General features: G+C 68.9%; 13 protein-coding genes and 1 pseudogene. 6 read left to right on the top strand and 8 right to left on the bottom strand.

Annotation, left to right across the window (positions count from 1 at the left end):
* Positions 1 to 299: 299 nt before the first annotated feature.
* The gene (locus tag AC1RUS_RS03220; RefSeq protein WP_492912939.1) at positions 300 to 821 is read right to left on the bottom strand and encodes a surface-adhesin E family protein; all 522 of its coding nucleotides are present in this window, start codon (positions 819 to 821) and stop codon (positions 300 to 302) included.
* A 183-nt stretch (positions 822 to 1004) separates the two neighbouring features.
* Here AC1RUS_RS03220 and AC1RUS_RS03215 point away from each other — a divergent pair, with 183 nt between their 5' ends.
* Positions 1005 to 1673, top strand: a complete 669-nt coding sequence (locus AC1RUS_RS03215) for a TetR/AcrR family transcriptional regulator (protein WP_492912937.1) — start codon at positions 1005 to 1007, stop codon at positions 1671 to 1673.
* A gap of 8 nt (positions 1674 to 1681) precedes the next feature.
* Here the strand turns inward: AC1RUS_RS03215 and AC1RUS_RS03210 are convergent, their stop codons facing one another.
* From AC1RUS_RS03210 to AC1RUS_RS03200, 3 genes are read right to left on the bottom strand one after another with little or no spacing between them, the layout of a single operon-like run.
* On the bottom strand, positions 1682 to 2320 hold the full coding sequence (locus tag AC1RUS_RS03210; protein ID WP_492912935.1) for a glutathione S-transferase family protein: 639 nt from the start codon (positions 2318 to 2320) through the stop codon (positions 1682 to 1684).
* Positions 2321 to 2351: 31 nt separating this feature from the next.
* Entirely contained in the window at positions 2352 to 3857 is a 1506-nt protein-coding gene (locus AC1RUS_RS03205; RefSeq protein ID WP_492912933.1) for a UdgX family uracil-DNA binding protein, read from the bottom strand.
* Positions 3857 to 5092: a putative DNA modification/repair radical SAM protein gene (locus AC1RUS_RS03200; RefSeq protein ID WP_492912931.1), complete on the bottom strand. Its 1236-nt coding sequence runs from the start codon at positions 5090 to 5092 to the stop codon at positions 3857 to 3859. The genes AC1RUS_RS03205 and AC1RUS_RS03200 overlap by 1 nt, the downstream gene beginning before the upstream one ends.
* A gap of 91 nt (positions 5093 to 5183) precedes the next feature.
* Here AC1RUS_RS03200 and AC1RUS_RS03195 point away from each other — a divergent pair, with 91 nt between their 5' ends.
* From AC1RUS_RS03195 to AC1RUS_RS03175, 5 genes and pseudogenes are all read left to right on the top strand, one after another.
* Entirely contained in the window at positions 5184 to 6062 is an 879-nt protein-coding gene (locus AC1RUS_RS03195) for a transglutaminase family protein (protein WP_492912929.1), read from the top strand.
* A 28-nt stretch (positions 6063 to 6090) separates the two neighbouring features.
* Positions 6091 to 6237 carry a hypothetical protein gene (locus tag AC1RUS_RS03190; RefSeq protein ID WP_492912927.1) on the top strand — a complete coding sequence of 49 codons (147 nt, stop codon included), beginning with the start codon at positions 6091 to 6093 and terminating at the stop codon, positions 6235 to 6237.
* Between the two features lie 135 nt (positions 6238 to 6372).
* The gene (locus AC1RUS_RS03185) at positions 6373 to 7167 is read left to right on the top strand and encodes a hypothetical protein (RefSeq protein WP_492912925.1); all 795 of its coding nucleotides are present in this window, start codon (positions 6373 to 6375) and stop codon (positions 7165 to 7167) included.
* Positions 7168 to 7214: 47 nt separating this feature from the next.
* The gene (locus AC1RUS_RS03180) at positions 7215 to 8645 is read left to right on the top strand and encodes an MFS transporter (protein WP_492912923.1); all 1431 of its coding nucleotides are present in this window, start codon (positions 7215 to 7217) and stop codon (positions 8643 to 8645) included.
* Positions 8646 to 8659: 14 nt separating this feature from the next.
* Positions 8660 to 8768, top strand: a pseudogene (locus tag AC1RUS_RS03175) (hypothetical protein); the annotation flags it as partial.
* Between the two features lie 3 nt (positions 8769 to 8771).
* On the opposite strand, the gene AC1RUS_RS03170 reads toward AC1RUS_RS03175, so the two are convergent.
* From AC1RUS_RS03170 to AC1RUS_RS03155, 4 genes are read right to left on the bottom strand one after another with little or no spacing between them, the layout of a single operon-like run.
* Complete coding sequence (locus AC1RUS_RS03170) at positions 8772 to 9068, bottom strand: UvrB/UvrC motif-containing protein (protein ID WP_492912921.1); 297 nt, start codon at positions 9066 to 9068, stop codon at positions 8772 to 8774.
* A gap of 48 nt (positions 9069 to 9116) precedes the next feature.
* On the bottom strand, positions 9117 to 10178 hold the full coding sequence (locus AC1RUS_RS03165) for a Leu/Phe/Val dehydrogenase (RefSeq protein WP_492912919.1): 1062 nt from the start codon (positions 10176 to 10178) through the stop codon (positions 9117 to 9119).
* 60 nt (positions 10179 to 10238) lie between these two features.
* Positions 10239 to 11288 (bottom strand): alpha/beta hydrolase, encoded by a 1050-nt coding sequence (locus AC1RUS_RS03160; RefSeq protein ID WP_492912917.1) that lies wholly within the window; start codon positions 11286 to 11288, stop codon positions 10239 to 10241.
* The gene (locus AC1RUS_RS03155; RefSeq protein WP_492912915.1) at positions 11285 to 11866 is read right to left on the bottom strand and encodes a uracil-DNA glycosylase family protein; all 582 of its coding nucleotides are present in this window, start codon (positions 11864 to 11866) and stop codon (positions 11285 to 11287) included. The genes AC1RUS_RS03160 and AC1RUS_RS03155 overlap by 4 nt, the downstream gene beginning before the upstream one ends.
* Between the last annotated feature and the right edge of the window lie 60 nt (positions 11867 to 11926).

Raw genomic sequence — 11926 nt, 5'->3', positions numbered from 1 at the left:
GCGCCGCGCCACCTCCCCCGTTTCACAGGGGAGGAGGAAAGCGCTTCTTCTCCTCACCCGCAAAGCGGGGGAGGTGGCGCGATGCGAATACGCATCGTTACGGAGGGGGCGTAGAGCGACGGCCGCATCCAACAGATCCGTCATTCCGGGCCTTGTGCCCGGGACCCCTGGTTTAGCTTTCACGTGAGATTTTCATTCCGCTCCGCACCTGCGGCGGAAAGAGGGGTACCGGGCACAAGGCCCGGGATGACGATGTTTGTTTTGGTCGAAGCTAACGTCCCTAGGGGTCGTAAGCGGATCTACCGCGTCGCGAACTGGTCCGGGGTCAGGCACGCCGCCTCGACCACGGTCTCGTCGAACGTGCCTGGCGCGGGCTTGGTCCAGGTCCGGTCCTCGAAGTCGAAGGCGGCGGGCACGCCCGTCAGATTGTTCTGCGGATAGCGATAGACGACGAGACTGCGGAAGGCCCCGGCCGCGCAGTCGACTTCCTGTTCCAGGCGCTCGGAGACATAGGTCACCGGGACGGCGGCGCCGGTCTCGGTCTGTTGCTCGCGGAACTCGTGGCGCACCAGCACCCGCTGATAGGGCGACGGCGGACGCCCGTCGGTCTTGGCGAACATCATCACGCCCTTGTCGCGGCCCAGTCCCAGGAACGGCCAGCCGATGGCGTGGACCTGGGCCGACCAGCGGGGCAGGACCGCCTTCTTGCCCGCGGCGGTGACGGTGACGGAGTCGACCTTGGCCGGCCCTTCGGAGGTCGTGGACGGCGACGGCGCGGCCTGGCCGCTCAGCAGCATCAATGCCGTGATCATGGCGATCATCGCCGCGCCCTCCGTCGCTTGTTAGCGCTACCCTAGAGCCTTTCCCTTCGAAGGAAAGCCGTGCTCGCCTCTTAGTCAAACTGGGCGGCGCCCCAGCATTTCATCAGCCTCCGGCCCATGTTGACGCTTGCGCCAAATTCGAACAGTCGTAAGACTTCCCTACGGGTAAAGGGGAATATCGTAGTGAGTCCGACCACCGACGCCGCCGTCTCTGTCGAGACCGAGGCCGCCGAAACCGAAGCCGCGACCAAGAACCTGGTGTTCGTCGCCGCCGAGCGCCTTTTTGCTCTGCACGGCTTCCAGAACGTGTCGGTGCGCGACATCACGGCCGCCGCAGGCGTGAACCTTGCCTCGGTGAACTATCACTTCGGCTCCAAGGACGCCCTGCTGTTCGAGATCTTCCGTCGCCGCACGGCGGAGCTGAACCGCGAACGCGCCCGCATGCTGCACGAGGCCAACGACCGCAACGGCGGCAAGCCGCCCGTGCGCGAGGTGCTGGCCGCCCTGCTGACCCCGCCCCTGCGCTGGCTGGCCCCCGATCACGAGCGTCGCATCTCGTTGCAGTTCCTGATCCGCGCCCGCAGCGAGGGCACCGACGAGATCCGCCAAGTGCTGAAGACCGACGTCTCGCACCTGCGCCGCTTCTCCGACGCCCTGCTCGCGGCCCGCCCGGACCTTTCGCCGGAAGACGTCTACTGGCGACTGCACTTCACCCTGGGCATGCTGCACAACAACCGCTTCGCCGAGTTCGACCGCCTGAACGTGCTGTCGGAAGGCACGACCAGCGAAGGCGACGTCGTCACCCTGCTGGCCCGCATGCTGGCCTTCGCCGAGGCAGGGTTCGCAGGCTAGCGGATTCTCTACCCGGCCCTCTTGGCGTCTGCCGCCTGGAAAAGCGCGATCTGGTCGGCCTGGGCCTTTCTGAAGGCGGGGCGATCCGTGACGCGCGCCAGATAGGCCTCGGTGGCGGGCCGGTCGCCGAAAGCGCGCACGTCGGAAACCCGCAGGACATCCGCCATCAGCAGGTCGGCGATGGTGAAGCGGTCGGCCGCGAGCCAGTCCCGCTCGCCGAAGATCCGTTCGAGATGGTCGAGGCGCTGGCCCAGCCATCCGGCGAGCTGATTGTCCGCGTCGCCGCTGATCTTCAGGAACCACCACGGCACGCTGACCATCTCGATCGAGTTCAGCGCCGCGATCGTCCATTGCAGCGTTTCGGCCTGTCCGATGGGGTCGGGCGGCATCAGCCTGTCGCTCTTCCCGGCCAGATGCAGCAGTCCCGCACCGCTTTCGAAGATCTCCAGCGCCCCGTCGTTCAGGAACGGAACCTGGCCGAACGGCTGGCGGTCGAGATGGTTGGTCTGGCGATCGTCGAACGGGATGGTGCGGACGGCGTAGTCGAGACCGGCCTCCTCGCACGCCCATCTCAGCCTCAGATCGCGCACGAAACCGCGCGGCCCGGGCGGCACCCAGTCATAGGTCCAGATGGTCAGTTCGCTCATCGCGGCTAGCCCTTCCCGTCAGCGTGCGGGCCTACCCTGCCAGCCTCCACGCCAGCCGCAAGTCCTCGAGCAGTTCCGCATAGGCCCGCGCCTTGGCCTCCGCGTCGGGGACGCGCAGCAGGTAGGACGGGTGCCAGCTGACCACCAGCTGCGCGCCGCCGTCCAGGGCGATGGGCGCGCCGCGAGACTTGGCGATCGGCATCGACTTGCCGGTGACGCCCATGACCGCCGTCGCGCCCAGGGCCAGGATCACCTTGGGCTTAACCATCCGTCGCTCGGCGTCCAGCCACCAGCGGCAGGCCTGGACCTCGCCGCGATCGGGCGTCTTGTGCAGCCGGAACTTGCCGCGCGGCTCATGCTTGAAATGCTTGACCGCGTTGGTGACGAAGGCCTTGGCGCGATCGAAATCGGCCTCGGCCATCGCCTTGTCCAGCAGCCGACCGGCAGGACCGACGAAGGGTCGGCCCGAGAGGTCCTCCTCGTCGCCGGGCTGCTCGCCGACAATCATGATCCGGGCCCGCGCCGGCCCCTCGCCCGGCACGGCCTGGGTGGCGTCGCGCCACAGGTCGCAGCGGCGGCAGACCTGCTCGGCGGCGGCGGCCTCTTCCAGGGTCAGCGGATCGCTCTCGCCATAAGAGCCGTCGCGAGCGTGGCGCAGGGCGGCTTTCAGCACGCGTTCCGAGGGCGGATTTGGCCTGGCCGCGACCATGTCGGCGGTCCTCTGCTGGGCGGTTTCGATCAGCTCCGGAATGAGCCGCGCCTCGGGCAGGTTCCGCCAATAGCGCTTGGGCATCTCCTGCTGCATCATTCGAGGATTCAGCCGCGCCGGGTTGAAGATCGAGGCGTAGTAGGTGCGCCAGAGCTCTTCCTGAGCGTCCTCGCGCGGCGCATCGGCGGGATCGGCGCCTTCCGACACCTTCAGGGTCTCGCGGTCCCAGGCCACGCAGGCGTCGGGCGTCAGGATCGTCCAGGTCATGGCCGTGAACCGCCGGACGAAGAACGGCGCGACGGCCTCGGTGACGCGGTGAGCCGGCTCGAACCAGGCCATGTAGGCCTCGGGCTCGACGCCCTCGACCAGACGGAAGCGGACGAAGGCCTTCATCTTGTGCGCCGCGCGGCTGACGCCCTTGGCCATGTCGCGCGCCCGGGTCATGTCGGGGTCGGCGGGATTGTCGATCAGGCCGGGCTCGCGTTCGAGCCGCCACAGCAGCTTGTAGAGCAAGGCGAAGCGTTCGCTGGAGCGGTGCAGGACGACCTGCTCGGCCAGGTCGATGAAGGGCTTGGGGACGGTGAAGGGTTTCGCGTCTCGGCTGTCATCCCGGCCGGAGCGCAGCGTAGAGCCGGGACCGCCGGAAACGTCGACGCTTGCCGTGGTCCCGGCTTTCGCCGGGATGATAGAGTTGGGAGCGCTTTCGAACAGATCAAACTCCACCGTCCACACCACCGCCTCCGGCGGCACGCCCTCGGCGCGCAGGGCGCGGGCGGCCTTCCGCCAGCCGTCGAAATCGATCTCTGAAGCCAGGCGAACCACGCGCATCAGAAGAGGCTCAGCTGCTCCGAGGCGACCAGCGACGCCTTCAGCCCGCCGGCGTCGGTGAGGCCGCCCGGGCTCCAGTCGGCGGTGACGATAAAGGGCTGGGCGCGCTTGACCGAGCCGCAGACGCGCTTGACGTCGGCCAGGGTCAGGCGGGCCTGGCGACGGGCCTGCAGGATGCGGTCGACGCCTCGCGCCCCCAGGCCCGGCGTGCGCAGCAGCGTATCGCGATCGGCGATGTTGACGTCGACCGGGAAGTCGCCGCGATGGCGCAGGGCCCAGGCGGTCTTCGGGTCGACGGTGAGGTCCAGGTCCTGGCCCGGTTCGACGATCTCGCCCTGGGTGAAGCCATAGAACCGCATCAGCCAGTCGGCCTGGTAGAGGCGGTGCTCGCGCATCAGCGGTGGCCGCGCCGACGGCAGGCGCGAGGCCGCGTCCGGGATCGGGCTGAAGGCCGAATAATAGACCCGCCGCAGCTTGTAGGAGCCGTAGAGATTGGCGCTGCGGGCCAGGATGTCGCCGTCCCGGGCGGCGTCGGCGCCGACGATCAGCTGGGTCGACTGGCTGGTGGCGAAGCTGCGGCGGCCGGCTTTCTTCGCCGGCTCGGCGTGGTCCTCGATCGACAGCCGCATGCGGCCCATGGCCCGCTTGATGCCGGCCGGGTCCTTCTCGGGCGCCAGGATCGTCAGGCTTTCGTCCTGCGGCAGCTCGATATTGATCGACACCCGGTCGGCATAGAGCCCCGCCTCCGCCGCCAGTTCGGGCGAGGCCTCGGGGATCAGTTTCAGGTGGATGTAGCCGCGGAAGTGATGATCGAGGCGCAGCGACTTGGCCACTCGCACCATCTCTTCCATCGTGTAGTCGCCGGTCTGGATCACGCCGGACGACAGGAACAGGCCCTCGATATAGTTGCGCTTGTAGAAGTTCAGGGTGAGGTCGACGACCTCCTTGACCGTGAACCGCGCGCGCGGCGTGTTCGAGCTGACGCGATTGATGCAGTAGGCGCAGTCGTAGATGCAGAAGTTGGTCAGCAGGATCTTCAGCAAGGAGATGCAGCGACCATCCGGCGCATAGGCGTGGCAGATGCCCATGCCTTCGGTGGAGCCCACGCCCTTGCCGCCTTCGCCCGGACCCGACAGCGAATTTCGCTTCTCCGCTCCCGAGGAGGCGCAGGAGGCGTCGTACTTGGCGGCGTCGGAGAGGATGGCGAGTTTACGCTTGAGATCGAGGACGGCCATTCGCCAACCCTAATGTTCCACCTTTGTTCTGTCGACCACAATCGTCGCGGCGCGACGGAACGAAGCCGCTCTGCCGGGGTTAGTTCCGCCGATGGCGCGTCTGAAGATCCTGCATGAAACCCGGTACGACTATGATCGTCCGGTCGGCTTTGGCGCGCACCGGCTGCTGATCCGGCCGCGCGACAGCCATGCCCTTCGCATCGTCGACGCCTCGCTGAACGTCTCGCCGCCCGGTCCCACCCGCTGGACCTATGACGCCAACGGCAATTGCGTCTGCCTGTTCGAGCCGCTGGGCCAGTCGACGTCGCTGAGCATCATCAGCGAGCTGTTGATCGACCGTTTCCCCGCCCCGCTGTCGCCGCTGCGGATCGACAATCCCCACACGCTGTCGCCGATCGTCTACGACCGCGAGGACCACGCCACCTTGGCGCCGTTCATGGCCCCGGTGACCGACGATCCCGATGCGATCCTGTTGAAATGGCTGCGCGGCCTCAACGAGCGGATGGACGAGCCGGCGCTGGATTTCCTGCTGCGGGTCAACTCCGTGATCCACCAGCAGTTCGACTACACCAACCGTTACGAAGAAGGCGTCCAGAGCCCGCTGGAAACCCTGGCCAGCGGCAAGGGCGCCTGCCGCGACCTGGCCTGGCTGATGGTCGAGGGCATGCGGCGACTGGGCTACGCCTCGCTCTTCGCCACCGGCTATCTCTATTCGCCTGGCGTCGGCGCAGTGCGCGGGGCCGGCGCGACCCATGCCTGGTGCGAGGTGTTCCTGCCCGACCTGGGCTGGGTGGAGTTCGACCCCACCAACGGCCTGGCCGAGTCGCCCGACTTGATCCGCGTGGCCACCACCCGCACGCCCTGGCAGGCCGCCCCGGTGTCGGGCGCCATCATCGGCGACCCCGGCGAGGCCCGACTTCACGTCTCCGTGGACGTTCGGTTGGTCGACACCGTTTTCGAGGCGGCGTGATAGAATGAGCCAAAAGGGAGGAAGAGCCATGACAAACGGCTTCCAGCACCAGGACCCGATGACCAACTTCAGCGTCCCCAAGTCCGAGCCCAAGGCCCAGCACGGTCGCAAGCCCGACGAAGACGCTCTGAAGATCAAGGAACGCCGCACCTTCGAGCCCAGACCGGGTCATTAGGTCGGCCGCGCCGGCAATTCCGGCGGTTACTCAATTCCATGATCCGATTAGGCGAACGGCCTGTACAGTCGTCACGCGGTTAACATAAGCTTGCTTTAGCGTTGGGGAACGCTGGCAGTGGGGACTCTCGGGGTTATGCGGGGCGGTGTCATCAAGTGCGCGCTGGCGGTGGCCGGTTTCGGCGTCGTCGCGACTGCGGCGACCGCGCTGTCGACCCGTGCGCCCACACCCTATGATCAAACCCTGACCTTGGCCGGCGGCGCGGACATCGTCGATCCCGATGCGCCCATCGCCACCGCCCGCTATGGCGACGAGGCTCGCGCCAAGGCCTCGGTCGCGGCCGTGGTCGATCTGGCCGGCGGCGCCTCGGACACCACGCTGGCCGGCGGCCTGCCCGCCGCGCCGTCCGCTTCCACGCCCGCAAAGATCATCCAGCTCGCCGACGCCAAGGCCCAGCGCGCCCCCGACGGCGACGCGCCGCGCGCTCCGCCTCGCACGACCGCCCAGACCCTGGTGCGCGCGTCCTCGCGGCCGGTCCGGGTGGTCAAGGTCGACGAGATCGAGGTCCAGCCCTTCGCCCCGCCCGGCCAGTCGGTGGGCGGTCGCAGCGTGTCGGTCGACGCCTCGGCTCTGATGGGCAAGATGGCCGACGCCTCCAAGGATTCCCGCAAGGGCCGCTGGGTGCTGTTCGCCGCCAGCTCAGGCAAGGCGCTCAGCCTGAACGTGGTGCGCGACACCCTGGACGGCTGGCGCGGCGCGGGCTGGTCGCAGGACCGCCTGGCCAAGTTCGGCACGCACCAGCTGGGCTTCGGCTTCCGCAAGGGCGGCAAGCAGCTGTCGCTCAGCGCCACGCGCCGCAAGCTGCAGGCCGAGGCCTATTCCGACCGCGACACCGTCTACGGCGTCAGCCTTTCCATCAAGGGCCGCTAGTCCCATCCGCACTTGAGCCGCCGACGCGAGGGGCCTAAGCCGACACCGTGTCGGAAACCTCCCCAGATCCCTCGTCGCCTCCCCTGCCGTCGGCGACGGGCACGCGCCTGATCGCCATCGCCGTGGCCAGCGCGCTGTTCATGGAGTTCATCGACGCCACCGCCCTGTCGACGGCCCTGCCCACCCTGGCCCGCGCCTTCGCCGTAGACCCGATCCAGCTGAAGCTGGCCCTGACGTCGTACATCCTGGCGCTGGCGATCTTCATCCCGGTCAGCGGCTGGGCGGCCGAGCGCTTCGGCGCGCGGCGAGTCTTCGTCTCGGCGATGGTGGTGTTCCTGCTGGGCTCGGCCCTGTGCGGCCTGTCGCGCAACCTCGAGGCCCTGGTCGCGTCGCGCATCCTGCAGGGCCTGGGCGGAGCGATGATGACCCCGGTGGCGCGGCTGATCGTGGTCAGCTCGACGCCCAAGGACAAGCTGATCACCGCCATGGGCTGGTTCACCATGCCCGCCCTGCTGGGACCGCTGATGGGTCCGCCCCTGGCCGGCCTGGTGCTGACCTTCGCCGACTGGCCGTGGATCTTCTACCTGAACCTGCCCGTCGGGGTTCTGGGCATGATCGCGGTGATGCGGTTCGTGCCCAAGGGCGCGCGCCAGCCCGACATCCACTTCGACGCGGGCGGCTTCCTGCTGTCGGCCACGGCCATCAGCGGCCTGGTGGTGGTGGCCGAGACGGCGGGCCTGAACCTGCTGCCGCCGGCCGCCCAGATCGCGATCCTGACCGTCGCCCTGCTGTCGGGCGCGACCTATCTGCGCCTGGCCAAGCGCTCGGCCCGGCCGATCCTGAACCTGTCGCTGCTGCGCTATCCGACCTATCGCGCCAGCCTGCTGGGCGGCACCCTGGTGCGGCTGGGCATCGGCGCCAGTCCCTTCCTGCTGCCGCTGCTGCTGCAGGTCGCCCTGGGCTGGACGCCTCTGAGGGCCAGCCTGGTGACCATCGCCTCGGGCGCCGGCATCCTGATGGCCCGGCCCTTCGCGGCCTGGAGCCTCAAGCGCGCCGGCTTCCGGACCTTCCTGACCGCGGCCCTGCTGCTGACCGCCGCCTTCACCGCCGCGCCGGGCTTCTTCACCCTGGCCACCCCGGTCTGGGCGATGATCGGCCTGATGACCTTCGCCGGCTTCGTCCGCTCGGCTCAGTTCATCGCCGCCAACACCATCGCCTATGCCGACGTGCCGCAGAGTTCGGTGGCGGCCGCCTCGACCCTGGCGGCGGTGACCCAGCAGGTGGGCCTGGCCCTTGGCGTCAGCTTCGGCGGCGCGATGCTGCACCTGGCGCGCGGGGACGGCGGCGCGCTGACGCCGGACCGCTTCACCCTGCCCTATCTGGCGATCGGCGGCGTGACGCTGCTGGCCCTGCCCGTCTATCTGTCGCTGAACAAGGACGCGGGGGCCAGCATCAGCGGACGCGGGGCGAAGGTTTAGAGCGGTCATGCCGTGCGTCCTTCGAGGCTCGCCTTCGGCTCGCACCTCAGGATGAGGGCTATAGTGCATTCCTCATCCTGAGGCGCCCTCCATGGGAGGGCCTCGAAGGACGCAGGACGTTAAAGTCTAGGCCTTCCGCCGGCGTCCGCCCTTGGAGTGGCCGGCGGTCATCGGGTCGGGCTTCTTTGGCGGGACCCAGCCGGGCGGCGGCACATAGGCCTGCTGGTCGGTGCCCAGGCCCATCTTGCCCGGAACCTGACGCTGGAAGTACGAGGCCTGCGGCGCGGTGTCGACGCCGCGCACCAGATTGCCGTGCGTCACGCCCTCGATCTGGTCGCGCAGCTTGCCGGCCGTCTCAAAGTCCTGGGCCGCGACGGCCTCTTCCATCTGCGCTCTGAGATCGTCGAGGTGCGTGTTGGCCATGGCGCGTCTCCCGGGTTGCTTCGGAAGAACGCGCGAGGCGAAGAAAGGTTAGGCGCGCGCCGCCGCGATGCGGGCCCGGGCGATCTCGTCGGCCACCAGGTTGGCGGGGCGTTTCTCGGCGATCGACTGGTCGATGACCTCGCCCAGGGTCTGGGCCAGGCGATCCAGCTTGGTCGCCACCCACTGGCCGTCGAAAGAACCATTGGCCTCCAGCGCGCGGATCTCGGCCGCCACGTTGATGATGCCGCCGCCGTTGATGACGTAGTCCGGCGCGTAGAGGATGCCGCGGTCGAACACGGTCTGGCCGATCATGGCGTCGGCCAGCTGGTTGTTGGCGCCGCCGGCGATCACCTTGACCTTCAGGCGCGGCAGGGTCGTGGTCGAGATCGCGCCGCCCAAGGCGCAGGGCGCGAAGACGTCGGCCTCGACGTCGAAGATGGCGTCGGCCGGCACGATGGTCGCGCCGGTCTTGGCGGCCACCTCGTTGAGCGCCGCCTGGTTGACGTCGGCGATGGTCAGGACCGCCCCGGCGGCGTGCAGCTTCTCGGCCAGATAGGCGCCGACATGGCCCACGCCCTGGATGGCGACGCGCACGCCGGTCAGGTCGCGCTTCAGGGCCCGCTCGACGCACAGGCGCACGCCGCGGAACACGCCCTCGGCCGTGACCGGCGACGGATCGCCCGAAGCGGCAGCGTGGCCTTCCAGGCCGGCGACATAGCGGGTGGTTTTGCGGGTGTTTTCCAGATCGGATGGCGAGACGCCGACGTCCTCGGCGGTCCAGTACCGGCCGTTGAGGCTGTCGACCGCGCGGCCGAAGGCCTCGAACAGTTCCGGCGTCTTCTGGCTGCGGCTGTCGCCGATGATCACGGCCTTGCCGCCGCCGAAGTCGAGATCGGCCATGGCGTTCTTGTACGACATGCCCCGCGACAGCCGCAGAGCGTCGGTCAGGGCGGCCTCGCTGCTGGCGTAGTCCCACATCCGGCAGCCGCCGGCGGCCGGACCGCGGGCGGTGGAGTGGACGGCGATGATCGACTTCAGACCGGTTTTTTCGTCGAAGAAGGTATGGACGCCTTCATGTCCCTCGAAATCGGTGGAATCGAACAAGGTCATGCCGCAGGTCTCGCCTCAGCCAGGAAGAATGCGCCGGGGTGTACGCTCACCGGCGCGGCCTCACAACCCCGAACGCTTCGTGTCTCGTTTGGTTGGCGGTTTCGGCGTCATGGCCTCCATCGCCTTGACGCTGGTCGGGATCGGCGGCGCGCCCGACGGCGGCCATGGCGCGGCGGGGTCGCGCAGGAACGCCTCGGCGTCGCGCCACACCGTCTGCGCCTGCCTGTCGACCAGCAGCAGGTGCCAGCCGTTGGCGTAGAAGGCCGTGCGCTGGCCCGGTCCCAACCGGGCCACGGCTTCGGCAGTCGCGTCCTTGGGGATGATGTGGTCGTTGGCGCCGTAGAACCAGGCGGTCGGGACTTGCAGGTCGCCGGGCTTGCGCCAGGCCTGCTCCATCAGCCCGACCAGGCCGTAGATGGTGTCGGACCGCGCGCCCCAGATCATGTTCGGGTCGCGGCCCATGCGGCGCAGCTCGTCGATGTTGTCGGAGGGCATGACGTTCTTGACCAGCCACTCGGGCGGCTTGACCACCCAGCCGCCGACCATGTGCGAGGTCACCCACAGGCTGGCGCGGTTGGGCAGAGGCTGCTCCGACCAGCCCCAGACGGCCGGCGCGAACAGCATCAGGCGGTCGACGCGCGGCGGGTTGGGGTCGGTCATGGCGGCGATCGCCAGGCCCCCGCCCATGCTGACCCCGGCCAGGGCCACCTTGGCGCTCGGATGCCGCTCGCGGACCAGCTCGACGCAGGCGCGAACGTCTTCGAGCACCATGCCGGTCGGCGCCCAGACGCCGCGCTCGGGCGAGCGCCCAAAGCCCCGAACGTCGAAGGCGTAGGTCGCGATCCCCTGCCCGGCCCACCAGTCGCCGGCCAGGTGGAAGGCGTTGGAATAGTCGTTCATGCCGTGCAGGCCGACGATCACCCAATCGGGTTCGCCGGACGGCAGCCAGCGCTTCAGGCCCAGCCGCGCGCCGTCGAAGCTGACGAAGTCGTCGCCGTCGAAGCGCGGCCCGCGAAAGCCCAGCGGGCCCAGGTCCAGCCTCTGGGTCAGGGGCGCGCAGGCGCTCAGGCTGGCGGCCGAGGCGGTGAAGAGGAGAGCGCGGCGGTTCATGCCCCCAGAATGCCCGCCACGCGCTGGCGAAGATAGGGCGTGACCTCGGCCTCAAACCAAGGATTGCGCTTGAGCCAGGCGGTGTTGCGCCACGACGGATGCGGCATCGGCAGGAGGTTGGGCCCGAACGAGCGCCAGGCGGCGACGGTGTCGGTCATGGTCCTGCCCACGCGGTCACCCAGCGCCCAGTCTTGTGCGTAGCTGCCGACAAGCAGGGTCAGCTCGACGTTCGGCAGCTGCTCCAGCAGTTGCGGCCGCCACATCGCCGCGCAGCGCGGCGGCGGCGGATAGTCGCCGCCCTTGGGATTGGTGCCCGGAAAGCAGAACGCCATGGCCGCGACGCCGATCTCCGCCCGGCCATAGAAGGTCTCGCGATCGATCCCCATCCACTGGCGCAGCCGCACGCCGGACGGATCGTTGAACGGCAAGCCCGTCTCGTGGACCAACCGCCCCGGCGCCTGGCCGGCGATCAGGATCCGCGTGTGCTCGCTGACCCGCGTCACGGGCCGGGGCGTATGCGGCAGATACGGCGCGCAGGCCCGGCAGGCGGCGATGTCGGCGAGGAGGGTGTCGAGCATCCCCGCAATCTAGGACGTCGCGGACTCGATCCAAGCGTCGCCTTGACGCTCTGACGGCGA

Source organism: Caulobacter sp. GW821-FHT10F06, assembly GCF_058809215.1.
The sequence above is the reverse complement of the archived record's forward strand: the minus strand, read 5'-3'. Positions and strand labels throughout refer to the sequence as shown.

What these genes read in the sequence shown, in the direction of transcription:
- AC1RUS_RS03220 (WP_492912939.1), bottom strand. Translation starts at nt 821, where the DNA reads ATGATCGCCATGATCACGGCATTGATGCTGCTGAGCGGCCAGGCCGCG.
- AC1RUS_RS03210 (WP_492912935.1), bottom strand. Translation starts at nt 2,320, where the DNA reads ATGAGCGAACTGACCATCTGGACCTATGACTGGGTGCCGCCCGGGCCG.
- AC1RUS_RS03205 (WP_492912933.1), bottom strand. Translation starts at nt 3,857, where the DNA reads ATGCGCGTGGTTCGCCTGGCTTCAGAGATCGATTTCGACGGCTGGCGG.
- AC1RUS_RS03200 (WP_492912931.1), bottom strand. Translation starts at nt 5,092, where the DNA reads ATGGCCGTCCTCGATCTCAAGCGTAAACTCGCCATCCTCTCCGACGCC.
- AC1RUS_RS03195 (WP_492912929.1), top strand. Translation starts at nt 5,184, where the DNA reads ATGGCGCGTCTGAAGATCCTGCATGAAACCCGGTACGACTATGATCGT.
- AC1RUS_RS03190 (WP_492912927.1), top strand. Translation starts at nt 6,091, where the DNA reads ATGACAAACGGCTTCCAGCACCAGGACCCGATGACCAACTTCAGCGTC.
- AC1RUS_RS03185 (WP_492912925.1), top strand. Translation starts at nt 6,373, where the DNA reads ATGCGGGGCGGTGTCATCAAGTGCGCGCTGGCGGTGGCCGGTTTCGGC.
- AC1RUS_RS03170 (WP_492912921.1), bottom strand. Translation starts at nt 9,068, where the DNA reads ATGGCCAACACGCACCTCGACGATCTCAGAGCGCAGATGGAAGAGGCC.
- AC1RUS_RS03165 (WP_492912919.1), bottom strand. Translation starts at nt 10,178, where the DNA reads ATGACCTTGTTCGATTCCACCGATTTCGAGGGACATGAAGGCGTCCAT.
- AC1RUS_RS03160 (WP_492912917.1), bottom strand. Translation starts at nt 11,288, where the DNA reads ATGAACCGCCGCGCTCTCCTCTTCACCGCCTCGGCCGCCAGCCTGAGC.
- AC1RUS_RS03155 (WP_492912915.1), bottom strand. Translation starts at nt 11,866, where the DNA reads ATGCTCGACACCCTCCTCGCCGACATCGCCGCCTGCCGGGCCTGCGCG.